The organism is Agromyces sp. NPDC056965, assembly GCF_042673425.1.
Lineage (GTDB): Bacteria > Actinomycetota > Actinomycetes > Actinomycetales > Microbacteriaceae > Agromyces.
In genome coordinates, this window is sequence record NZ_JBHURI010000003.1 from 37,530 (window position 1) to 60,576 (window position 23,047).

The window sequence follows — 23,047 nt, forward strand, 5'->3', positions numbered from 1 at the left end:
ATCGGGCCGCACCGTTTCGTCAGCCGGCGGGTGCGGTCACGAAGTCGATGAGCTCCTCGACCCGGCCGAGCAGTGCGGGTTCGAGGTCGCCGTAGCCGCGCACCCGGCCGAGGATGTGCTGCCACGCACGTGCGATGTCGGCCTGCTCCTCGTGCGGCCAGCCGAACGCGTCGCACACGCCGTGCTTCCACTCGATGCCCCGCGGAATGACGGGCCACGCCTCCTTGCCGAGGCGCGCCGGCTTCACGCCCTGCCAGATGTCGATGAACGGATGGCCGACGACGAGCACGTTCGCCCCGTGCGGGCCGCGCATGACGGCGTCGGCGATGCGCTGCTCCTTCGAGCCGGGCACGAGGTGGTCGACGAGCACGCCGGCCTTGCGGCCGGGGCCCGGGCGGAACTCGGCGAGCACGTCGGCCAGCACGTCGACACCCTCGAGGTACTCGACGACGACTCCCTCGATGCGGAGGTCGGAGCCCCAGACCTTCTCGACCAGCTCGGCGTCGTGGCGCCCCTCGACGAAGATGCGGCTCGGCAGGGCGACGCGCGCGGGTGCGGACTCCACGGCGAACGAGCCCGAGGCCGTGCGCAGTCTGCCTGCCGGCGCCTTGGGCTTCGGCGCGACGAGCTGCACCGCCTCGCCGTCGACGAGGAAGCCGTGGCCGAGCGGGAACATGCGCTTGGCGCCGAAGCGGTCCTCGAGCACGACGATGTTCTTCTCGATGCCGATCACGGCGCCGCAGAACCCGTTGCCTGCGAGCTCGACGACGAGGTCGCGTTCGGCCTCGACCGTCGGGATCACCGTGCGCCCGCGCGCCTTCCAGTCACCGGCGAGCACGTCGCCGCCGTACCGGTCGGTCGGGTCGTTGCGGAAGGAGTCGGGAGGCGTCGCGGGCACCGATCGAGGCTAACGGAAGTCGCGTGATCGGTGCGGCGCCGACACGGTGAGGGGCTCGAATCGATCGGCGACGAGATTGGTGACGCCCTCCTGCGAGCGCTCGAGCATGCCGCGCACGATCATCGCCGGCGCCTCGCGGGCGATGCGGCGGTAGCGGTTCCACACCCCGACGCCCGCGATGACGTTCAACGTGCCCGACTCGTCTTCGAGGTTCAGGAAGGTGATGCCGCTCGCCGTCGCCGGTCGCTGCCGGTGCGTGACGACCCCACCCACCTCGATGCGCCGGCCCGACTCCGCCTGCTGCAGCAGGTCGATGCGGACGACCCCGCGCTCGTCGAGCCGCTCGCGCACGTGCCGGATGGGGTGGTCGTCGGGCGAGATGCCCGTCGCCCAGAGATCGTAGACGACCTGCTCGGCCGGGCTCAGCATCGGCAGCAGCGGCGGCTGCACGACGACCACGGAGCCGGCAAGGTACTCCTCGCGGTCGAGGGCGGCTTCGCCCGCCATCCAGAGCGCCTCGCGCCGCTCGAGCCCGAAGCCGTCGAACGCGCCCGCCGCGGCGAGCGCCTCGAGCTGCGTGGCATCGAGTGCTCCTCGCCGCGACACGTCGGCCATGTCCCGGTACGGTCCGCGGGCCTCGCGTTCGGCGACGAGCCGCTCGGCGACGGCCTTGCCGATCGAGGAGACGTCGGCGAGGCCGAGTCGCACCGCGAACGCGCCGTCGCGCCGGTGCTCGGCCCCGCGGTCGGGTTCCCGGCGATCGAACTTCCCGACCGGAGCCTGCACGGGCTCGGCGCACGCGTCGAGACCGGTGGGCGCGCGGCATCCGTCGCCGAGGCCTGCGCCTGCAGCCGCGCCGTCTGCGGCCTCGAGCCCCGCGTGCACCCCCGACCGCAGGATGTCGGGGCGCAGCACCTCCACCCCGTGGCGGCGTGCGTCGGCGGTGAGCGTCTGCGGCGAATAGAAGCCCATCGGCTGGGCGCGGAGCAGCGCCGCGAGGAATGCGGCCGGGTAGTGCAGCTTCAGCCACGAGCTCGCGTAGACGAGCAGCCCGAAGCTCAGCGCGTGGCTCTCGGCGAAGCCGAAGTTCGCGAAGGCCTCGATCTTCTCGTAGATCGAGTCGGCGACGTCACCCTCGATGCCGTTCTCGGCCATGCCGGCGTAGAGCTTCGCCTTCAGTCGCTCGATCTTCTCGACCCCGCGCTTGGAGCCCATCGCCCGCCTGAGCAGGTCGGCGTCGGCGGCGCTGCAGTTGCCCACCGCGACCGCCATCTGCATGAGCTGTTCCTGGAAGAGCGGCACGCCCAGCGTGCGTTCGAGCACGGGTTCGAGCTTCGGGTGCAGGTAGCTGACGGCCTCTTCGCCGGTGCGCCGCCGGATGTACGGATGCACCGCACCGCCCTGCACCGGACCGGGGCGGATGAGCGCGATCTCGACGACGAGGTCGTAGAAGCATCGGGGCTTCAGACGGGGGAGCGTGCCCATCTGCGCCCGGCTCTCGACCTGGAACACGCCGATCGAGTCGGCGCGGCAGAGCATGTCGTAGACCGCCCCCTCTTCCTTCGGCAGGCTCGCGAGCTCCCACACCTCACCCGTCGACTCCCGAACGAGGTCGAAGGTGTACTGCAGCGCCGCGAGCATGCCGAGGCCGAGCAGGTCGAACTTGACCAGGCCCATCCACGCGCAGTCGTCCTTGTCCCACTGCACCACGGTGCGATTCTCTTTGCGGGCGTGCTCGATCGGCACGACCTCGCCGACGGGGCGGTCGGTGAGCACCATGCCGCCCGAGTGGATGCCGAGGTGGCGCGGGAAGGTGAGCACCTGCCCGGCGAGGTCGACGACCGAGTCGGGGATGTCGTGGTCGTCGGTCTCGACCACGGCGCCCCAGCGCTCGACCTGGCGCGACCATGCATCCTGCTGGCCCGTGGAGTACCCGAGCGCCTTCGCCATGTCGCGCACCGCGGCCTTCGGCCGGTAGCTGATGACGTTCGCCACCTGCGCCGCGTTCTGCCGGCCGTACTTCGCGTAGACGTACTGGATGATCTCCTCGCGACGGTCGGAGTCGAAGTCGACGTCGATGTCGGGCTCCTCGTCGCGGAGCGCGGAGAGGAACCGCTCGAAGGGCAGTCGGTATCCGATCGAGTCGACCGCGGTGATGCGCAGGGCGTAGCAGACCGCCGAGTTGGCGGCCGAGCCGCGACCCTGGCAGAGGATGCCGCGGCGACGTGCCTCGGCCACGATGTCGTGCACGATGAGGAAGTAGCCCGAGAAGTCCTTCAGTTCGATGACGTCGAGCTCTCGTTCGAGTCGCTCGCGCACGTGCTGCGGCACGCCGGGGTAGAGCTCTTCGGCTCCGCGCCAGACGAGCACCCGCAGCCAGCTCATGGGCGTGTGTCCCGCCGGCACCTCTTGCTTCGGCAGCTTCGGGCGGGCGCTGCGCAGGGTGAAGGCCAGCTCGTCCGAGAGCGTCACCGAGCGCGCGACCGCGCCGGGGTAGCGGGCGAACCGGGCGGCCATCTCGGCGCCGCTGCGCAGGTGCAGTTGGTCGGAGGCCGGCAGCCACCCGTCGAGCTCGTCGAGGCTGCGGCGGGCCCGCACCGCGGCGAGGGCGGCCGCGAGGCGATGCTCGGGCGGCGTCGCGTAGTGCACGGCGTTCGTCGCGAGGAGCGGAAGGCCGGCCCGCTCGGCGAGGCCGGCGAGGGCGTCGTTCGCCTCCTGATCGAAGGGATGCCCGTGGTCGAAGAGCTCGACGACGACGTTGTCGCGGCCGAAGAGGGCAGTGAGGCGATCGAGCTCGCGCGCTGCCGCAGGCGCCCCGCCCTCGGCGAGCGCACGGCGCACGGCGCCCTTGCGACACCCGGTCGGCACGACCCACTCGCCGTCCGCCCGCTCGGCGAGCTCTTCGAGCGAGTACACCGGTCGCCCCTTCTCGCCGCCCGCGAGCTGGGCGTCGGTGATCGCACCTGCCAGTCGGTGGTAGCCGGCCTCACGTCGAGCGAGCACGAGCAGGTGCTCGCCCTCGGGGTCGGCGAAGCCGTTCTGCGGCCCCTGCAGCCCGAGCGAGAGCTCGGCGCCGAAGACCGTCTGCAACTCGGGGAAGCTCTCGGCGGCCTCGGCGAAGTGCACGATGCCGTAGAAGCCGTCGTGGTCGGTCATGGCGAGCCCGGTGAGTCCGAGGCGCTGCGCCTCCTCGACGAGCTGCTCGGGCGAGGACGCGCCGTCGAGGAAGCTGAAGTTCGAGTGCGCGTGCAGCTCGGCGTAGGGCACGACCGGACCGGTCGGGGCTGCGAGCCCCTCCGAGGGGCGGTACGGATGGCGCTTGCGGCTCCAAGCCGGCGAGTCGCCGCCGTCGCCGATGGTCTTCGGCGCACCCGGCGCCGTCGGCGCGCCCGGCCGGCGCTCGTCGGAGAGCTTGCGCTCGAGCTCCGACCACGGAATGCCCGGATTGTTCCACCCCATCGGTCACCGCCCCCTTTCCACCCGTCCGCTCCAGATCGTCGTCGGACTCAGTCGTACCTCGCCTCGGCCCACCAGCCCTCGTCATCGCGCACGAGGAGCCACGCGCAGCCGTCGTCGTCGACGATCTGGAAGCGGTGCACGCGCCGCGCGTGCTCGGCGTCCCACCAGCGTTCGACGACGGGCCAGGGGCCGGCCCAGGCCCGCACGGGTGCGGGTTCGGCGCCGGCGAGCGCGAATCGCTCGGGCTTGGCCGAGATCACTCCGCGGGCGTCGATCCCGACGACAGCGCCTCCGCCGTCGAGCAGCCCGATCGGCAGTCGTTCGCGGAACACGCTCGCCGGGGCGAGCGCGGGCAGGCTGCCGGGCCACGGCGCACCCGCGCTGCCGCGTTCGGGTGCCCGGTCGCCCCAGGGAACGAGCACCTGCCGGTCGGCGAGCATGCGACCGCCGCCGATCGCCGCCGTGACGACCGCGTCATGGCCGAGCATGCTCTGCACGCGGGTGAGCCCGTGGTGCACGCGTTCGTCGGGCCCGCCGCCCCAGAGCCCCTCTTCGTGGTTGCCGGTCGAATCGATGCGCTCGGGCACGACGCGAAGGCGCACGATCGGGCGGGTGAGCGCGCTGTCGGCGGTGCCGGCGCCCTGCAGCTGCCAGCGCACGCGGTCGACGACGTCGGCGGGGGTGAACCAGCGCGGGTGCAGCCAGCTGCGGCTGGAGTGCCCGCCGGCCTCGTCGTCGATCTCGACGCGGATGCCGGTGCACACGAGTCGTCTCGCCCGCATGCGTTCGATGAACTCGTCGGCTTGCAGCCGGAAGGCGAAGGCGAGCTGGTCGATGCGGTCGAGCGGCGGCTCGAACTCCTGCGCGACCTCGAACTCGGGCGGCGGGGTGCGTGCGAGCACCCGGGCCTGCTCGCGCCCGGCGGCACGATCGTGCGCGAAGGCTCCGGCCGCGCCGAACCTGCGGCGCACGTCGGCCGCGGGCAGGGCGGCGAACTCGCCGAGGGTGCGCACCCCGAGGCGGTTCAGCAGGGTGCCGATGCGGGCGTCGACGACGAGACGCACCGGCAGTGGCGCGATGAAGGCAGCGGATGCCCCTGGCTCGACGATGCCCACGGGCGACTCGCCCGCGTCTCCCGTGGCGCCCGCAGCGCGTGCCGCCTGCTCGGCCGCGAACGGCCCGTCGGCGACTCCCACCCGTGCGCCTGCCACGTCGAGTGCGGCGACCGTGTCGAGCAGTGCCCGCGCCGCGGCCATCTCACCGCCGTAGTAGCGCGCGGGGCCGCGGGCCCGCATGGCGAGCGTGCCGGGGCGGATGAGCTGGACCCCGGGCACCGTCTCCTCGACCCGGCGCACGATCGGCTCGAAGACGCGCACGTCGAGCGAGGCGTCGTAGTCGAGCAGGGTGAGCTCGGGGGAGCGGTACTGCGCCTCGCGGAGCTTCAGCCCCCGCACCACGCCGTCTCGACGCGCTGCGGCAGAGCAGGCGAAGATCTGCCCGCCCTCGGTGAGGGCGACGGGTGCGTCGGGATCGAGCCCTGACTCACGGCAGGCGGCGAACACGGGCCAGTCGGGGCACCAGAGCACGATCGTCCGGGTGGGGTCGGAATGCACGAGGTCGACCGGCATCAGACGGCCCGCCGAACGTACTCGTCGAGGCGAACCGGCTCGCCGAGCGGCGCCGGCGCGCCCTGGGGAGCCTGCTCGGCGGCGGCGACGCGGAACTCGAGCGAGCGCCCCGGCAGCTGGAGGCGGGAACGCCCACGGCGCCCGAACTCACCGCGACCGCCGGCCGAGACGACGACGTCGCGGTCGCTGAGGTGTCCGTGCCCGAGTTCGAGCCCGTGCCACCGGCTCGTCTCGACGCCGAGGCTCGCGTCGCTGCCCGGCCACTGGCCGGCGACGAGCAGCACGGTGCCGCGCTGCCGGAGCCTGGCCGTCAACCGCGACGCCTCGGCGGGGGAGACCCGGCCGACCGGCCGCACGGCGACCACGGGGATGACGTCGGCGAGCGCCGCGACCACGGCGAGCCACTGCCGCCCGGGGTCGGGCACGAGCGCGAGCCGCTCGAGGTCGATGCCGAACCGCGAGGCCGCCTCGACGCCGAACTCGGGCATGCCCGCGACCGCGACCCAGCGGCCGCTCGCCGAGGGGCCGGCGAGCAGCGCCATGAGCAGGGTCGTCGACCCCTCGACCGAGACGACCGTGCCCTCGCGAAGACTGCCGCCGGGCAGCACCTGTTCGAAGGCCGGATGCGTGGGCACGGTCTTCGAATCGAGCCGCGTCGCCTGCATGCCCCTGATGCGGGCCTGCAGCTCCTCGACGCGCGACGGCACCTCGGCCGGGGCGAGGGGAGCGGTCATGGTCACCCTCACAGTTTCGAACACATGTTCGAATACGGCAAGTCGGCAGTGCCGACCGTCCAGAACGTCGGACGACCTCGCGACAGACATCCGACGAGCGTCGGACGACCTCGCGACAGACATCCGACGAGCGTCGGAACGCACGCGAGAAGAAAATCCGCACGGCTCGAAAACACGGCCGAGAAATGCGAGAAGGCCGGATCAGAAAACTGATCCGGCCTTCTCGACACAAGCGTGCGCGAGGGGGGACTTGAACCCCCACGCCCGTTAGGGCACTAGCACCTCAAGCTAGCGCGTCTGCCATTTCCGCCACCCGCGCTCGTGTCAGGCCGTTCCGATCACTCGGTGGCCCGAGAGAAGACATTAGCACGGTTTCAGAGGTGCCTTCGACCACGGTGGCCAACCACGGATGCCCCGGCTACCGTGAAGGGCATGGCCCCGTCTCCCACTGGCACTCCTTCCGACGCAGAACTCGACGAGACGGCGATCGTCGCACGCGACCTGATCCGCTTCGACACCTCGAACTACGGCGAAGGCCGGGCCAACGGCGAGCGCGAGGCCGCCGAGTACGTCGAGGCGCGCCTGGCCGCGCTCGGGCTCGCGCCGCAGCTCTTCGAACCCGAGCCGCGTCGCACGAGCGTCGTGGCGCGAGTGCCCGGCCGCGATTCGTCGAAGCCGGCCCTCGTCGTGCACGGGCACCTCGACGTCGTGCCCGCCGACGCCCGCAACTGGAGCGTCGACCCCTTCGCGGGCGAGGTGCGCGACGGCATGCTGTGGGGGCGCGGAGCGGTCGACATGAAGGACATGGACGCGATGATGCTGACCGCCCTCGGCGACATCATCGGCTCGGGTTCGCAGCCGGCGCGGGATCTCGTCTTCGCCTTCTTCGCCGACGAGGAGGCCGGGGGAGGCGCTGGCTCCGGCTGGCTCGTCGACCACCACCCCGAGCTCTTCGACGGCGCCACCGAGGCGATCAGCGAGGTCGGCGGGTACTCGATCACGGTCGGGGGCCGCCGCGCCTACCTGCTGCAGACCGGTGAGAAGTCGTTGCTCTGGGTGCGTCTCGTCGCGAAGGGCACCGCCGCCCACGGGTCGCGGCTCATCCGCGACAACGCCATCACGAAGCTCGCCGAGGCGATCGCGACGCTCGGCCGCACCGAGTGGCCGGTGCGACTCACGGGCACCACGCGCGAGCTGCTCGGCGAGATCGCTGGCGTGCTCGGCGTCGACCCCGAGCAGGTCTCGCCCGACGAACTCGCACTCGCCACGGGCTCCGCGTCGGGGTTCATCACGGCGACCCTCCGCACGACGACGAACCCGACGCTCCTCACGGCCGGCTACAAGCACAACGTCATCCCCGATCGCGCCGAAGCGCTCGTCGACATCCGCACCCTGCCCGGCGAGGAGGAGGCGGTGCTGGCCGAGGTGCGTGCGCTCGTCGGCGACGAGGTCGAGGTCGAGATCGTGCACCGCGACGTCGGACTCGAGGCCGCGACATCCGGTGCCCTCGTCGACGCCGTGAAGCACACGCTCGGGGTGCACGATCCCGGTGCCCCCGTCTTCCCGTACCTGCTCTCGGGCGGCACCGACAACAAGGCGCTCAGCCGGCTCGGCATCGCGGGGTACGGTTTCGCTCCGCTGAAGCTGCCAGAAGGCTTGGACTTCCCGGCGATGTTCCACGGGGTGGACGAGCGGGTGCCGCTCGACGCATTAGTCTTCGGTAGGCAGGTCCTGCGCGACCTCCTCCTCGACTACTGACCGAACGAGTCAGTCTTCGGCAGGCAGGTCCTGCGCGACCTCCTCCTCGACTACTGACCGAACTCAGTCCTCCCGCATCCGCGGAGGCGGAAGGCGGATGCACCACGTGATCGAAGCGCTCATCCTCGGCCTCGTCCAAGGCCTCACCGAGTTCTTGCCGATCTCCTCGAGCGCACACCTGCGCATCCTGGGGGAGTTCCTGCCCGGCGCTCAGGACCCCGGGGCCGCCTTCACCGCGATCACGCAGCTCGGCACCGAGGCCGCCGTCGTGGTGTTCTTCTGGCGCGACATCGTGCGCATCGTCTCGCACTGGTTCGGGTCGTTCACCGGGCGGGTGCCGCGCAACGATCCCGACGCGCGCATGGGCTGGCTCATCATCATCGGCTCGGTGCCGATCGTCGTGCTCGGTCTCGTGTTCCAGGACCAGATCGAGACGAGCCTGCGCTCGCTCTGGATCGTCGCGACGATGCTCATCGTCTTCGGCCTGATCCTCGGTCTCGCCGACTGGGCGGGTGCCAAGCGCCGCAAGCTCGAGGACCTCACGGTGCCGCACGGCATCTTCTTCGGCCTCGCGCAGTCGCTCGCGCTGATCCCGGGCGTCTCCCGCTCGGGCGGCACGATCACGATGGGACTCTTCCTCGGCTACGAGCGGGCGGCGGCAGCGCGCTACGCGTTCCTGCTCGCGATTCCGGCAGTCTTCGGCAGCGGGTTCTTCCAGCTCGTGAAGAGCCTCGACGAGCCCAGCGTGTACAGCCCGATCGAGACGGCGTTGGCGACGCTCGTCGCCTTCGTCGTCGCGCTGCTCGTGATCGCGTTCTTCATGAGCTACATCTCGAAGCGCAGCTTCCTGCCGTTCGTGATCTACCGGGTGCTGCTCGGCACGACGATCTTCGTGCTCCTCGGCACGGGAGTGCTCAGCGCCTGATCGATCGGCGCGAACGAGCGGATCCCGCGTGGCGGCGGTGACCCGCTGCGGGGCGTGCGATCAGCGACGTTCGTGCGGTCAGCGCGGCCCGTCGCCGCGTCCGTCGGCGCGGCCGCCCGGCTCTTCGCCGCGACGGCGGAGGTAGCGCTCGAACTCCTGCGCGATGGCCTCGCCGCTCGCCTCTGGCGCATCGACCGCGTCGCGCGCCTGCTCGAGCTGGGTGATGTAGCCCGCCATCTCGTCGTCGTCGGCGGCGAGGGCGTCGACGCCCGCCTCCCAGGCCTTCGCGTCGACCTCGAGGCTGCCGCGGGGGATGGAGAGCCCCGTGAGCTCCTCGACCTTGCCGAGGAGGGCGAGCACCGCTTTCGGCGACGGGGCGTTGTGCACGTAGTGCGGCACGGAGGCCCAGAGCGAGACGGTGGGGATGCCGACGCGTTCGGCCTGGTCGGCGATGACGCTGAGGATCCCGACGGGGCCCTCGTACGTCGAGCGCTCGACGCCGAGCGCAGACCGCACCTCGGGGTTCTCACTCGAGGCGAAGACCGAGAGCGGCCTCGTGTGCGGCGCATCGGCGAGCATCGCGCCGAGCAGCACGATGCCCTCGATGTCGGCGGCCAGGGCGGCGTCGACGAGCTCGGCGGCGAATCCCTTCCAGCTGCGGGCGGGCTCCGCCCCGAGCAGCACGTGCAGCGCTTCGGCGCCGGGCCCGGTCACCCGGTCGTCGTCATCGTCGGATGCAGGGAGGCCGCCCGGGCCCATGATCGCGGCGCCCGGCCATTCGAGGCGGCGCCCGCCGTCGTCGCCGAGCACGATCGTCGGCCGCGTGAACTGGTAGTCGAAGTAGAGCTCGGGGTCGACCGCGGCGATCTCGACGAGGCCGAGGCGCTCGACGAGGAGCTTGGCCGCCCCGGTCGCCGCCTCTCCGGCGTCGTTCCATCCCTCGAATGCGACGACGAGCAGCCTTCCGCCCTCGAAACCGGCCGGCTGATTCACTCCTGGTGCCCCGCTTCCCGCCCCGGATCTCCGGGTTCACCTCCACAATAGGCCGTGCCCCGTAGACTTGACGGTTGTGACCACTCGCCTCCCCGCCGCAGTCCTCTGGGACATGGACGGCACCCTTGTCGACACCGAGCAGTACTGGATGGCCGCCGAGACGGAGCTGATGGAGTCCTTCAGCCTTCCGTGGAGCCACGACGACGCCCTCGAGCTCGTCGGCAGCGGCCTCTGGGAGGCGGCGACGTTCTTCCAGGAGAAGGGCGTCGAGCTCGACGCCGACACGATCGTCAGCCGGCTGACCGAGCGCGTGCGCGAACAGCTCGAGGCGCACGGCGTTCCGTGGCGACCCGGCGCGCGCGAGCTGCTGCAGTCGCTGCGTGAGGCATCGGTGCCCACCGCCCTCGTGACGATGTCGATCCGCTCGATGGCCGACGACATCGTCGCCGCCATCCCGTTCGAGGCGTTCGACGTCATCGTGTCGGGCGACAGCGTCGACAACGCCAAGCCGCACCCCGAGCCCTATCTGACGGCCGCGGCCGAGCTCGGCGTCGACATCGCCGACTGCATCGCCATCGAGGACTCGCCCACCGGGCTCGCCTCGGCGCACGCGTCGGGCGCCATCGCCGTCGCCGTGCCGAACTTCATCCCGCTCGACGGTCTTCCCGCCGCCGCGCTCTGGCCGACGCTCGACGGCACGACCGTCGACGACGTCGCGGCGCTCCTGACGACTCGCGAGGTCACGGCATGATCGAGAGCAGAGGCGAGCAGAGCGGTCCGTTCCGGGTCGGCGACCGCGTGCAGCTGACCGGTCCGAAGGGCCGGCTCCACACGATCACCCTCCAGCCCGGCGCGCACTTCCATTCGCACAAGGGCCTGCTCGCGCACGACGACCTGATCGGCCGCCCCGACGGGTCGGTCGTCGCCAACCAGGCGGGCGTCGAGTACCTCGCACTGCGTCCGCTGCTCACCGACTTCGTCATGTCGATGCCGCGCGGCGCCGCGATCGTCTACCCGAAGGACGCCGCGCAGATCCTCGCGCAGGCCGACATCTTCCCGGGCGCCCGCGTGGTCGAGGCCGGCGTCGGTTCCGGCGCGCTCTCGCTCTGGCTGCTCCGCGCGATCGGCTCGGCCGGGCACCTCTACTCCTTCGAGCGACGCGACGACTTCGCGAGCGTGGCGCGCTCGAACGTCGCCACCTTCCACGGCGCCGACCCCGAGAACTGGTCGATCACGCTCGGCGACCTGGCCGAGGTGCTGCCCGAAACGGTCGACGAGGCATCCGTCGACCGCGTCGTGCTCGACATGCTCGCGCCGTGGGAGTGCCTCGAATCGGTCTCCGCCGCGCTCAAGCCCGGCGGCGTGCTGCTCTGCTACATCGCCACCGCGACCCAGCTCTCGCGCGTCGCCGAGGCGATCCGCGCCACGGGGGAGTACACCGAGCCGCAGTCGTCCGAGACGATGGTGCGCGGCTGGCACGTACAGGGTCTCGCGGTGCGCCCCGACCACCGCATGATCGCGCACACCGGCTTCCTCATCACGGCCCGACGCCTCGCGCCCGACACGATCCTGCCCGAGCTGAAGCGTCGCCCGTCGAAGACGGAGTTCAGCGATGAAGACGTCGAGGCCTGGACCCCCGGCGCGCTCGGTGAGCGCAACGTGAGCGACAAGAGCCTGCGCAAGCGCGTCAGGCAGGCGGATGCCGCGGCCACCCGCTCGCGCGCGGGCGACGAGCCGGCCGTTGCCGAAGCGGCCGACGCGGCCGACGCCGCCGAGGCATCGGACCCTGAATCGCCCGAGACGAACCCCGCCGGTCAAGGCGGGTAGGCTTTCATCGCCCCTCACCGATCACCCAAGAATCGAGGATCAGTGCGCTCGTCATTCGCGCTCATCGCCACGGCCGGCATCATCGCCCTGACCCTGTCGGGGTGCGCCACGGCGCCCGCCCCCGAGGCCGGGTCCGGTGATTCCTCGAACGCGGTCACGGTGACGGGCGACTTCGGCGAGAAGCCCCGCGTCGAGTTCCCCTCGCCGCTCGCGCCCGAAGAGACGCAGTGCACCGAGATCATCGCCGGCGACGGCGAGCGCCTCGTCGACGGGCAGCAGAGCCTCGTCGGCCTCGCCGTCTACAACGGCACGACCGGTGAGGAGCTGCAGGTCACGGGCTTCGGCGGCAAGACGGGCGATCCGGTGCCGCTTGCGATCTCGGCGAACACGCTCCCCGGAATCAACAAGGGCCTCACCTGCGGCTCGGTCGGGTCCCGCGTGGCCGTCGTGGTCCCCGAGAAAGACGGATTCGGCCCGAACGGCAACCAGTCGCTCGGCATCGAGCCCGGCGACAGCCTCGTGTTCGTGCTCGACATCCAGCGCGCCTTCCCCGCCCGTGCCGACGGTGCGGTGCGTCTCAGCCGTGACGGCTTCCCTGCGGTGGTGCTCGCACCCGACGGCCGTCCCGGCATCACGGTGCCGAAGGCCGATCCGTTCGAGACCACCGAGGTCGAGGTCCTGAAGGAGGGCTCGGGCGAGGTCGTCGAGTCCGGCGACACGGTCGTCGTGCACTACACGGGCGTGACCTGGGACGACAGCAAGGTCTTCGACTCGAGCTGGGAGAAGGGCGCGCCCGCCATCATGACCGTCTCCGACGGCGCCGACAGCCAGGTCATCCCGGGCTTCTCGAAGGCGATCATCGGACAGAAGGTCGGTTCGCAGGTCGCCGTCGTGATCCCGCCGAGCGATGGGTACGGCGATCAGGGGAACGAGAAGGTCCCGGCGAACTCGACCCTGTTCTTCGTGATCGACATCCTGGGCGTGATCTGAGCCCGTCGCGGCGGCTCTCGCCGTCGCCGCGGTTCAGTAAGATCGCACCTGTGGCAAGCGGCGGAGTGACCAAGGGCGAGTCGAAGATCCCGGTCGAGGATCGCCTGTTCAGCCTCGTGCTGGCGTTGCTCGCGACCGAGACGGGGCTCTTGAAGTCCGAGATCCTCTCAACGGTGCGCGGCTACGCCGAGCGATTCGATTCCGCCGGTCAGAACGCGAATCTCGAGCGCCAGTTCGAGCGCGACAAAGACGACATCCGCGAGCTCGGCATCCCGCTCGAGACGGTCGAGTCTCCTGATCGCCCGGGCGACAACCAGGCACTGCGCTATCGCATCCCGAAGGGGCAGTACGACCTGCCGACCGACGTGCGGTTCACGCCCGACGAACTCGCCCTGCTCGGCCTCGCCGCCGAGGTCTGGCGCGAGGCGTCGCTCTCGGCCGACTCGCAGCGCGCACTCACGAAGCTCCGCTCGCTCGGCATCGAGCCGCGCGAGCCGGTGATCGGGTACGCCCCGCGCCTGCGCGTGCGCGACACGGCGTTCGAGCCGCTGCGACAGGCGCTCGACCGTCGACAGTCCGTGCGGTTCCGCTACTTCAAGCCCGGTGAGCCCGAGCCGCGCCGGCGCACGGTCGATCCGCTCGCAGTCGTGCTGCACGACGGCCGCTGGCACCTGCACGCCTACGACCACGATGCAGCGGATTCGCGCACCTTCCTGCTCTCGCGCATCATCGGCGAGGTCGTGCCCGTGCCCGGGTCGAGCTTCGAGGCGCCGCCGCTCGGCGTGCAGGACCGCATCATCGCCGAGCTTCAGGCCCTGCACCAGAGCAACGTGGCCGACCTCGCGATCACCGGAGGCAGCGACGCCGAGGTGCGCCTCGGCAAGCGTGCGATCGAGGGCGACGAAGACGCCGGCGTCATCCGCCTGCACTACACGGATGCCGCGGTGTTCGCCGATGAGCTCGCCGCGTACGGCCCCGAGGTTCGAGTGCTGTCACCGGCATCACTGCGCGACGCCGTGCGCGACCGGCTGCGTTCCGTCGTCGCCGCACATTGCGATGGAGACTCCGGGGCCCGTCGAGCAGAGGAGGGGAAGTGATGGCCAAGCGGTCGAAGCCGTTGAAGGCGCCCGACAAGCTCGTCTTCCTGCTCTCGTTCGTGCCGTACCTGCTCGAGCAGCGAGTGGTCGACGTGGCCGAGGCCGCGACGCACTTCGGACTCTCCGAGGACGAGATCCGGCATGCCGTGCGACTCATCGCGACCTCGGGGCTGCCCGGCGAGACCGGCACGTACCAGCCGAACGACCTCTTCGACATCGACTGGGACTCCTTCGAGGACGAAGACGTGATCGTCATCGTGCACCACGTCGCCATCGACGATGCGCCGCGACTCTCGGCGCGCGAGGCTGCGGCGCTGATCGCCGGGCTGCAGTACCTGTCGGCCTCGCCCGAGAACGCCGGCCGGGCATCGCTCGCGTCGCTCATGGCCAAGCTCACGGCCGGGGCATCCGCTGCGCCCAGCCGCCTGGCCGTCGCCGAATCCGTGGCGGATGCCTCGCTGGCCCGGATCCGCGAGGCGGTCACCGGCGGTCGCCAGCTCGAGTTCGACTACCGCAACGCCCTCGGGGTCGCGGGCCGTCGCCGGGTCGATCCGCTCCGCATCCTGTCGCAGGACGCCGACTGGTACCTGCAGGCCTACTGTCACACGCGTGAAGACGTGCGCAACTTCCGGGTCGACCGCATGAGCGCGCTGGTCGTCTCCGACGCCCCGATCGAGGACCACTCCGACCGCACGGTGCCCGACACGCTCTTCCAGGGCTCCGACTCCGATCTCGACGTGGTCGTCGACGTCGCGCCCGAGACGCTGCCGCTGCTCGCCGACTACCTCGCCGACTCGCGCACCGAGCAGGTCGACGGGCGACTGCGGGTGACGCTGCGCCTCGCGCACGTGCACGGGCTGAAGCGCCTCGTCGCCGGGCTTCCGGGTCTCGTGACCGTCGTCGCACCCGCGGAGGCTCGCGCCGTCGTCGCAGAATGGGCGGCGGCGGGCCTCGCAGGCTACGCTGAGTCAGATCCTTCCGATGTCGGGCGGCACGAGCCTGACATCGACGACAGGTAGACTGTCGTCACCCTCACCGACGAAACGGACGAACCCCCATGTGGCAAGGCTTCACTGGTTGGCACGCGCTGATCATCCTCGTGGTCATCCTGTTGCTCTTCGGAGCTCCCAAGCTTCCCGCGCTCGCCCGTAGCCTCGGCCAGTCGATGAAGATCCTGAAGAGCGAGGTCCGCTCCGACAAGACCGATCCCGACGCGAGCGGCGAAGAGACGCCCAAGGCCGACGGCCCGGATTCCGGCAAGAACTCCTGACCACGGTGACCGCGGTGAAAGATCGCGGCGAGAAGGACCGCGAAAAGCGGATGTCGCTCGGTCAGCATCTGATCGAGCTCCGCAAACGCCTCTTCATCTCGGCGATCGCAATCGTCGTCGGCACCGCCCTCGGGTGGTGGCTGACCGACGCGTTCATCTGGGACGCGCTCCAGGAGCCGGTGGCTCGTGTGGCCGAGGCTCGCGGCGACGACACCGCGATCATCTTCCAGACGATCTCGAGCTCGTTCGACCTCATGCTCCAGATCGCGTTCACGATGGGCATCGTGATCTCGAGCCCCGTCTGGCTGTACCAGATCTTCGCGTTCCTCGTGCCGGGTCTGAACAAGAAAGAGCGTCGTTTCACGCTCGCGTTCTTCGCGAGCGCGATTCCGTTGTTCTTCGCGGGCTGCGCCGCCGGATGGTTCGTGCTGCCGAACATCGTGAAGCTCATGACGAGCTTCGTGCCCGAGGGCGGCGAGACGCTGCTCACGGCCAAGGAGTACATCGACTTCGTGCTGAAGCTCGTGGTCGCGATCGGCATCGCCTTCGTGGTCCCGGTGTTCATCGTGCTGCTGAACTTCGCCGGAGTGATCAGTGCGGCGGCGATCATCAAGTCGTGGCGGGTGGCGATCCTCGTGATCGTGCTCTTCACCGCGATCGCGACCCCGTCGGCCGACGTCGTCTCGATGTTCATGCTCGCGATCCCGATGATCCTGCTCTACTTCCTCGCCTGGTTCATCGCGAACATGCACGATCGTCGTGTCGCGCGCCGCAACGCGCTCGAATTCGGGGAGCCTGTCTAGGCTGGAGTGGTGATGAGCCTCTCGCCGGCCGAGCGTTATGCGCTCTCCCGCCAGCAACGCCGCCAGCCGCGTCTCGCCGATTTCGTGTCGGGTCAGCGATTCGACCTCGACCCGTTCCAGCTCGCCGCGTGCGGCGCGCTCGATGAGGGGCGCAGCGTGCTCGTCGCCGCGCCGACCGGCGCGGGCAAGACGGTGGTCGCCGAGTTCGCGGTGTTCCTCGCGATGCAGGAACAGGGGGCGAAGGTCTTCTACACGACCCCGATCAAGGCGCTCTCGAACCAGAAGTATCAGGAGTTCGTCGACGCCTGGGGTGCTGAGTCCGTGGGCCTCCTCACCGGCGACACCAACGTGAACTCGGGCGCACGGATCGTCGTGATGACGACCGAGGTGCTGCGCAACATGCTCTACGCCGACTCGCCGCTGCTCGACCGGCTCGCGTACGTCGTCATGGACGAGGTGCACTACCTCGCCGATCGCTTCCGCGGCGCCGTCTGGGAGGAGGTCATCATCCACCTCCCAGAAGAGGTGCGACTCGTCTCGCTGTCGGCCACCGTCTCGAACGCCGAGGAGTTCGGCGACTGGCTGCAGGCGGTGCGCGGCGACACCGACGTCATCGTCTCCGAAGAGCGGCCAGTGCCCCTCGAGCAGCACGTCATCGTGAAGTCGAAGATGCTCGACCTCTTCGACTCGTCAGGGCAGGCATCGACGAACCGGGTCAATCCCGAGCTCAAGCAGCTCGCCAGAGCCGGCGGCCGCTCGACCTCCGGCCGGTCGACCCGCGGGCAACGCGGCAGCGACCGTGGCCGGTACCACCGTGATGCACGCAGCGGCAACGGCCGTGCCGACCGCCCCGAGGTCGTCGCGATGCTGCAGGGCAAGAACCTGCTGCCCGCCATCGTGTTCATCTTCTCGCGCGCCGGGTGCGACCAGGCGGTGCGTCAGGTGCTGCGCAGCGGCATCCGACTCACCGAATCGGCCGAACGCGCCGAGATCCGGGAGATCGTGGAATCGCGGGCGCGGATGCTTCGCGATGAGGATCTCGCGGTGCTCGGCTACTGGGAATGGCTCGAAGGGCTCGAGCGCGGCGTCGCCGCGCACCACGCCGGCATGCTCCCGGCGTTCAAGGAGATCGTCGAGGAGCTCTTCCAGCTGAAGCTGTTGAAGGTCGTCTTCGCGACCGAGACGCTCGCCCTCGGCGTCAACATGCCCGCACGCTCCGTGGTGCTCGAGAAGCTCGAGAAGTTCAACGGCGAGGCGCGGGTGCCGATCACGCCGGGGGAGTACACCCAGCTCACCGGCCGTGCCGGCCGACGCGGCATCGACGTCGAGGGCCACTCGGTCATCCAGTGGGTCGACGGGCTCGACCCCGAGGCCGTGGCATCGCTCGCCTCCCGGCGCAGCTACCCGCTGAACTCGAGCTTCCGGCCCACGTACAACATGGCCGTCAACCTCATCGACCAGTTCGGACGCGAGCGAACCCGTCAGATCCTCGAGCTGTCGTTCGCACAGTTCCAGGCCGACCGGGCGGTCGTCGACCTCGCCCGCACCCTGCGCAAGCAGGAGGAGTCGATGGCCGGATACGAGCAGGCCATGCGGTGCCACCTCGGCGACTTCGGCGAGTACGCCGCCCTGCGGCGCCGTATCGGCGAGATCGAGCGGCAGTCGTCGAAGGGCAACCCGACGCACGCGCAGCGCGATCGGATGCAGCGCGAGCTCACGTCCGCTCGCAAGGCGATGCGCGCGCATCCCTGCCACGGCTGCGCCGAACGGGAGTCGCACGCCCGCTGGGCCGAGCGCTGGTGGCGGTTGAAGACCGAGCACGAGCAGCTCTCCCGGCAGATCCGCACCCGCACCGGCCAGGTCGCGAAGCGCTTCGACCGCGTCACCGAGGTGCTCGAGTCGCTCGGGTACCTCGATCGCGACGCATCCGGTGCTCTCGTCTCGACCTCGTCGGGGCGCATCCTGAAGCGCATCTACGGGGAACGCGACCTGCTCGTGGCGGAGTGCCTGCGACGCGGCCTCTGGGACGGACTCGACGAGGCCGGTATCGCCGCGATGGCGGCATCGCTCGTCTATGAACCGCGCCGCGACGACAGCAATGTCGAGTACCGACTGCCGCGGGGCCGGTTCCGTGAGGCGTTCGAGCGCACGACCGACACCTGGGCGGTGCTCGACGACATCGAGCGCGACCATCGGCTGCCCGGGAGCGAGGTGCCGTCACCCGCGCTGGCCTCGGCGATGCACGCCTGGGCCCGCGGCACGAGCCTCGGCACGGTGCTCGCCGACACCGAGCTCGCCGCCGGCGACTTCGTGCGACTCTCGAAGCAGGTCGTCGACCTGCTCGACCAGGTCTCGATCGTCGCCGATGCCGAACTCGGCGCGACGGCGCGATCGGCGATCGACGCCGTGCGGCGCGGTGTCGTGGCCTACGGCGCACCCGCGTGAGCGCCCCGCGTGGTCGCCTAGGCTGATCTGGTGCCCGAGAAGTCCCATCGCCCCCTCCTGCCGCTCTGGGGTGCGGTGCTGGCCGCCGCAGCCGGCGGGTTCGCGTACGATCTCGGCTTTCCGGGCGCGAGCATCTGGCCGCTCGCATTCGTCGGCATCGCGCTCGCACTGATCAGCCTCATCGGGCGATCGTCGTGGGGTGCCGCGCTCGTCGGCCTCGTCTTCGGGCTCTCGTTCTACCTGCTGCAGGTCTCGTGGACCTCGCTCTACCTCGGCCCGGTGCCGTGGCTCGCCCTCTCGATCCTCGAGTCGCTCTTCGTGGCGGCGGGCGGCGTGCTGATCGCGCTCGCATACCGATGGCTGCCGAAGGTGAGCGGCTCGCGGTGGATCAGGCTCGTCGCGTTGCCGTTGCTCGTCGCCGGCCTCTGGTGCGTGCGCGAGGCCGCGACCGGCAGCATTCCGTACGGCGGGTTCCCCTGGGGCAGGGCGGCGCTCAGTCAGTCGGAGAGCCCCTTCGCCGACGTCGTCTCGTGGGTGGGGTCGACCGGCCTGAGCTTCATGATGGTCGCGATCGTCGCGGGTGTCATCGAGTGGGTGCGGCTGGCGGGGTGGCGCCGGCCGATCACCGTGCTGCCAGTCACGGCGTTGCTCGCCGTCTCGATGCTCGTGCCCGCGTGGCAGACGACGCCCGCGGGCGAACTGCGGGTCGCGAGCGTGCAGGGCAACGGCCCATCGGGGTACTTCGATGAGCGCGAGCCGGGCGACGTCTTCGCCGCGCAGCTCGCGGCGACCGAACCGATCCTCGACGAGCCCGGCATCGACGTGCTGCTCTGGCCCGAAGGCGGTTCCGACATCGACCCGACGCGCAGCGAGTCGGTCGCTCGGGTCTTCGATCGCCTGAGCGAAGAGCTCGATGCGCCGCTCGTGCTCAACACGGTGACGATGCGCGACGACGAATACTTCAACACGTCGATGCTGTGGCGCGCGGGCGAGGGGGCCGTCGACCTCTACGACAAGCGCCACCCCGTGCCGTTCGGCGAGTACATCCCCGATCGGGACTTCTGGTACGCGCTCGCACCCGACCTGATCGGCCTCGTGCAGCGCGGGTACACGCCGGGCACCAACGCGCCCGTGTTCGACCTCGGCGAGGCGATCACGGGGCTCGCGATCTGCTTCGACGTCATCTACGACGACGTCGTCTGGGAGGGCGCGCGCGATGGCGCGCAGCTCTACATGTTCCAGACGAACAACGCCGACTTCCGCGGCACCGACGAGAACGAGCAGCAGCTCGCGATCGCGCGCCTCCGCGCCATCGAGACCGGTCGCTCGGTCGTGAACATCTCGACCGTCGGCACGAGCCAGGTGATCGACCCGTCAGGTCGCACGATCGATTCGCTGCCGGCCTACGAGCCCGGCGCGATGGTCACCGACGTGGAGCTGCGCGACGGGTTGACGCCATCGGTCGTGCTCGGCGCGAGCGTGCCGAACGTGATCGTGATCGGCTCCCTGGCGGCACTCATCGCCGCCGGAATCATCGCTCGCCGCCGGTCTCGCGACCGGGGCGGCGATGACACCGTCGGAACGGATGCGGCCTAGGCGCCGATCTTCTGCTGGCCGCGACGGGCCCGCAGGTAGCTGAGACGCTCTTCGAGCAGTTCCTCGAGCTCGGCGCGCGTGCGCCGTTCGAGCAGCATGTCCCAGTGGGTGCGGGCGACCTTCTCGCCCGAGCGGTCGATCTCGACCGGCTTCGAGTCCACGAGCAGCACAGCGGATGCACCGCAGTGCTTGCACTCCCAGGATTCGGGCAGTTCGGCCTCGGTCGAGAACGTCATCACGGTCTCGCGTCCGCAGGTCTCGCAGCGATAGGCGTACTCCGCACGGTCTGCGAACACCACGCCGTCTTCACTCTGCAGGCTCTGTGCGCCGATGCGCATGCCTCGAAGGCTCCTGTCCGCCATGGCGTACTCCTCTCGCTCGTCTCTATGTCTAAACGATCAAGCTGGGCGTTCCCTTTCCGGACCCTGAGGTTTACCGGGGAATTCTCAGTTTCGAGCAGCGATGAGGGGGAGAGCGAGGTCGGCGCGGTCGGTCACGAGCCCGTCGACGCCGAGGTCGAGCAGCCGCGTCATGTCGGCGGGGTCGTTGATGGTCCAGACGTGCACCTCAGCGCCCGCGCGGTGCACGGCCGTGACGAAGCGTTCGGTCACGAGCGGCAGTGCGCCGACGCGCTCGGGCACCTGCAGGGCGCGCGCGCCGCGGAGCGCTCGGGCAACGGCTCGCCTCGAACCCGTGAGCGATGCGAGACGGGTGCGGATGACGCCTGCGCCGCCGGCCGAGGTGACCGCATCGGGCACGCGCGCGGCGAGCCGCCGGCGCCGGCCCTCGGAGAAGCTCGTGAGCAGCACGCGCGAACCGGCGCGCGCCTTCGTCACCGAGGCGACGGTCGCCTCGACCGCGCTCTCGATCTTCACGTCGATGTTGAACCGTGTCTCGGGGAACGCATCGAGCGCCTCTTCGAGCGAGCAGAACCCCTGGCCGTGCCCGAGGTCGATACGTCGGAGCTCGGCCATTGTGAGCTTCGAGACCTCGACGTCGCGGTCGGCCACTCGAGCGAGCGTGGGGTCGTGCGCGACGACCGCCACACCGTCGGCGCTGAGGTGCACGTCGGTCTCGACGTACTCGGCACCGATCGCCACGGCCTTCGCGAACGCGAGGAGGGTGTTCTCGGGTGCATCACGGGCGAGGCCGCGGTGCGCGAGCACTCGCGGCCTCGTCGGCTCGAAGTAGGTGGTGACCACTGGCCTGCCGTCAGAAGCGCTGGCCGGTCGCCCCGGGGGCGTCCGGTGCCTGCGCCGGGGCGGTGGGGGTGAACGCCTTGCCGATTCCCTTCAGCGCCTCGGTGAGCTCGCTCGGCACGATCCAGAGCTTGTTCGACTCGCCCTGCGCGATCTGGGGGAGCATCTGCAGGTACTGGTAGCCGAGCAGCTTGGGGTCGGCATCGCCCTTGTGGATGGCGTCGAAGACCGTGAGGATCGCCTCGGCCTCGCCCTGGGCGCGGAGCACCGCGGCCTTCGCGTCACCCTCGGCCTCGAGGATGGCGGCTTGCCTCGCGCCCTCCGCCGTGAGGATCGCGGACTGCTTGGTTCCCTCGGCGGTGAGGATGAGCGCACGACGGTCGCGCTCGGCACGCATCTGCTTCTCCATCGAGTCCTGGATGGAGTGGGGCGGGTCGATCGCCTTGAGCTCGACGCGTCCGACCCGGATGCCCCACTTGCCGGTCGCCTCATCGAGCACGATGCGGAGCTGCCCGTTGATGTTGTCGCGTGAGGTGAGGGCCTCTTCGAGGTTCAGGCCGCCGACGACGTTTCGCAGCGTCGTGGTCGTCAACTGCTCGACGGCGCCGAGGTAGTTCGCGATCTCGTACGTCGCAGCGCGGGCGTCGGTCACCTGGAAGTAGACGACCGTGTCGATCGAGACGACGAGGTTGTCTTCGGTGATGACCGGCTGCGGCGGGAACGAGACGACCGTCTCGCGCATGTCGACGAGCGGCCGCAGGCGATCGATGAACGGCACCAGGATGTTCAGGCCGGGGCTGAGGGTCTTGTGGTAGCGGCCGAGCCGCTCGACCACTCCCGAATACGCCTGGGGGATGATTCGGATCGACTTCGCCAGCACGACGATGACGAAGATGACGATCGCGACGACGACGATCGTCGCGATGATTCCGGAAACGTCCATCAAGCCCCAGTGCTCCTCTCCACCGGAACGACGACCGCCGTCGCTCCGTCGATACCGGTCACGAGCACACGCTCGCCGACCGCGACATCCGCCTGCTCGGTGATGGGCGACAGCCGAGCCGTCCACACGTCGCCGTTCTGCAGGCGCACCTGACCGCCCGCGGGGGTCACCGTGCGCACGACCTGGCCGTCGGCGCCGATCAGCGCGTCGATGTTGCTGCGCGTCGGATCGCCACCGCGCCGCAGCATCCGCAGGAGCGGTGGCCGCAGCAGCAGGATCAATGCGACCGCGACGAGGGCGGCGATGATGAACTGCGCCCACCACGGAATGCCGAACAGACCCGACAGCAGACCGGCGACGCTGCCGAGCGCGAGCATGAGGAACGTCATCTCGAGTGTGAAGACCTCGATGGTCGCGAACGCCAGGATCAACACGAGCCACACGATCCACGCGTACTGGGTCAGCACATCCAATTCGTTCTC

20 protein-coding genes and 1 tRNA gene are annotated in these 23,047 nt (G+C 70.3%); 11 read left to right on the forward strand and 10 right to left on the reverse strand.

Annotated elements, in window-relative coordinates; genetic code table 11:
* Nucleotides 1–19: 19 nt before the first annotated feature.
* The 5 genes from ACFTQE_RS01480 to ACFTQE_RS01500 all read right to left on the reverse strand — a co-directional run bounded on the left by ACFTQE_RS01480 (nucleotide 20) and on the right by ACFTQE_RS01500 (nucleotide 7,038).
* Nucleotides 20–898 carry a DUF3097 domain-containing protein gene (locus tag ACFTQE_RS01480; RefSeq protein WP_376923400.1) on the reverse strand — a complete coding sequence of 293 codons (879 nt, stop codon included), beginning with the start codon at nucleotides 896–898 and terminating at the stop codon, nucleotides 20–22.
* A 9-nt stretch (nucleotides 899–907) separates the two neighbouring features.
* The gene (locus ACFTQE_RS01485) at nucleotides 908–4,357 is read right to left on the reverse strand and encodes an error-prone DNA polymerase (protein ID WP_376923401.1); all 3,450 of its coding nucleotides are present in this window, start codon (nucleotides 4,355–4,357) and stop codon (nucleotides 908–910) included.
* A gap of 47 nt (nucleotides 4,358–4,404) precedes the next feature.
* Nucleotides 4,405–5,985: a DNA polymerase Y family protein gene (locus ACFTQE_RS01490; protein ID WP_376923402.1), complete on the reverse strand. Its 1,581-nt coding sequence runs from the start codon at nucleotides 5,983–5,985 to the stop codon at nucleotides 4,405–4,407.
* On the reverse strand, nucleotides 5,985–6,719 hold the full coding sequence (locus ACFTQE_RS01495; RefSeq protein ID WP_376923403.1) for a hypothetical protein: 735 nt from the start codon (nucleotides 6,717–6,719) through the stop codon (nucleotides 5,985–5,987). The genes ACFTQE_RS01490 and ACFTQE_RS01495 overlap by 1 nt, the downstream gene beginning before the upstream one ends.
* Before the next feature lie 235 nt (nucleotides 6,720–6,954).
* Nucleotides 6,955–7,038 (reverse strand) — tRNA-Leu (locus tag ACFTQE_RS01500).
* Between the two features lie 113 nt (nucleotides 7,039–7,151).
* Between ACFTQE_RS01500 and ACFTQE_RS01505 the strand changes: the two genes are divergently transcribed.
* Nucleotides 7,152–8,477, forward strand: a complete 1,326-nt coding sequence (locus tag ACFTQE_RS01505; RefSeq protein WP_376923404.1) for a M20/M25/M40 family metallo-hydrolase — start codon at nucleotides 7,152–7,154, stop codon at nucleotides 8,475–8,477.
* 97 nt (nucleotides 8,478–8,574) lie between these two features.
* Complete coding sequence (locus ACFTQE_RS01510; RefSeq protein ID WP_376923405.1) at nucleotides 8,575–9,402, forward strand: undecaprenyl-diphosphate phosphatase; 828 nt, start codon at nucleotides 8,575–8,577, stop codon at nucleotides 9,400–9,402.
* A 78-nt stretch (nucleotides 9,403–9,480) separates the two neighbouring features.
* Here ACFTQE_RS01510 and ACFTQE_RS01515 read toward each other — a convergent pair whose 3' ends face one another.
* Nucleotides 9,481–10,395, reverse strand: coding sequence for a PAC2 family protein (locus ACFTQE_RS01515; protein ID WP_376923406.1), 915 nt, complete (start codon nucleotides 10,393–10,395; stop codon nucleotides 9,481–9,483).
* 76 nt (nucleotides 10,396–10,471) lie between these two features.
* Here ACFTQE_RS01515 and ACFTQE_RS01520 point away from each other — a divergent pair, with 76 nt between their 5' ends.
* The 9 genes from ACFTQE_RS01520 to lnt are packed head-to-tail and all read left to right on the forward strand — an operon-like array spanning nucleotide 10,472 to nucleotide 20,423.
* Nucleotides 10,472–11,146 (forward strand): HAD family hydrolase, encoded by a 675-nt coding sequence (locus ACFTQE_RS01520; RefSeq protein WP_375832962.1) that lies wholly within the window; start codon nucleotides 10,472–10,474, stop codon nucleotides 11,144–11,146.
* Nucleotides 11,143–12,222, forward strand: a complete 1,080-nt coding sequence (locus ACFTQE_RS01525) for a tRNA (adenine-N1)-methyltransferase (RefSeq protein ID WP_376923407.1) — start codon at nucleotides 11,143–11,145, stop codon at nucleotides 12,220–12,222. Before ACFTQE_RS01520 ends, ACFTQE_RS01525 begins: the two co-directional genes overlap by 4 nt.
* A gap of 42 nt (nucleotides 12,223–12,264) precedes the next feature.
* Nucleotides 12,265–13,212 (forward strand): FKBP-type peptidyl-prolyl cis-trans isomerase, encoded by a 948-nt coding sequence (locus ACFTQE_RS01530; RefSeq protein WP_376923408.1) that lies wholly within the window; start codon nucleotides 12,265–12,267, stop codon nucleotides 13,210–13,212.
* A gap of 50 nt (nucleotides 13,213–13,262) precedes the next feature.
* The gene (locus tag ACFTQE_RS01535) at nucleotides 13,263–14,309 is read left to right on the forward strand and encodes a helix-turn-helix transcriptional regulator (RefSeq protein WP_376923409.1); all 1,047 of its coding nucleotides are present in this window, start codon (nucleotides 13,263–13,265) and stop codon (nucleotides 14,307–14,309) included.
* Entirely contained in the window at nucleotides 14,309–15,328 is a 1,020-nt protein-coding gene (locus tag ACFTQE_RS01540; protein ID WP_376923410.1) for a helix-turn-helix transcriptional regulator, read from the forward strand. The genes ACFTQE_RS01535 and ACFTQE_RS01540 overlap by 1 nt, the downstream gene beginning before the upstream one ends.
* A gap of 38 nt (nucleotides 15,329–15,366) precedes the next feature.
* Nucleotides 15,367–15,579 carry a twin-arginine translocase TatA/TatE family subunit gene (gene tatA, locus ACFTQE_RS01545; RefSeq protein ID WP_375832952.1) on the forward strand — a complete coding sequence of 71 codons (213 nt, stop codon included), beginning with the start codon at nucleotides 15,367–15,369 and terminating at the stop codon, nucleotides 15,577–15,579.
* 5 nt (nucleotides 15,580–15,584) lie between these two features.
* Nucleotides 15,585–16,382: a twin-arginine translocase subunit TatC gene (gene tatC / locus ACFTQE_RS01550; RefSeq protein ID WP_376923411.1), complete on the forward strand. Its 798-nt coding sequence runs from the start codon at nucleotides 15,585–15,587 to the stop codon at nucleotides 16,380–16,382.
* Between the two features lie 12 nt (nucleotides 16,383–16,394).
* Nucleotides 16,395–18,827 (forward strand): DEAD/DEAH box helicase, encoded by a 2,433-nt coding sequence (locus ACFTQE_RS01555; RefSeq protein WP_376923412.1) that lies wholly within the window; start codon nucleotides 16,395–16,397, stop codon nucleotides 18,825–18,827.
* Between the two features lie 30 nt (nucleotides 18,828–18,857).
* On the forward strand, nucleotides 18,858–20,423 hold the full coding sequence (lnt, locus tag ACFTQE_RS01560) for an apolipoprotein N-acyltransferase (RefSeq protein WP_376923413.1): 1,566 nt from the start codon (nucleotides 18,858–18,860) through the stop codon (nucleotides 20,421–20,423).
* Here lnt and ACFTQE_RS01565 read toward each other — a convergent pair.
* From ACFTQE_RS01565 to ACFTQE_RS01580, 4 genes are all read right to left on the reverse strand, one after another.
* Nucleotides 20,420–20,785: an RNA polymerase-binding protein RbpA gene (locus ACFTQE_RS01565; protein ID WP_022892121.1), complete on the reverse strand. Its 366-nt coding sequence runs from the start codon at nucleotides 20,783–20,785 to the stop codon at nucleotides 20,420–20,422. The two genes, lnt and ACFTQE_RS01565, sit on opposite strands and share 4 nt — an antisense overlap.
* Before the next feature lie 84 nt (nucleotides 20,786–20,869).
* A complete protein-coding gene (locus tag ACFTQE_RS01570) occupies nucleotides 20,870–21,625 on the reverse strand; it encodes a glycerophosphodiester phosphodiesterase family protein (RefSeq protein WP_376923414.1) in 756 nt (251 codons plus the stop codon).
* Nucleotides 21,626–21,635: 10 nt separating this feature from the next.
* Nucleotides 21,636–22,565, reverse strand: coding sequence for an SPFH domain-containing protein (locus ACFTQE_RS01575; protein ID WP_376923415.1), 930 nt, complete (start codon nucleotides 22,563–22,565; stop codon nucleotides 21,636–21,638).
* Nucleotides 22,565–23,032: an NfeD family protein gene (locus tag ACFTQE_RS01580; protein WP_234980758.1), complete on the reverse strand. Its 468-nt coding sequence runs from the start codon at nucleotides 23,030–23,032 to the stop codon at nucleotides 22,565–22,567. The genes ACFTQE_RS01575 and ACFTQE_RS01580 overlap by 1 nt, the downstream gene beginning before the upstream one ends.
* Nucleotides 23,033–23,047 lie beyond the last annotated feature (15 nt).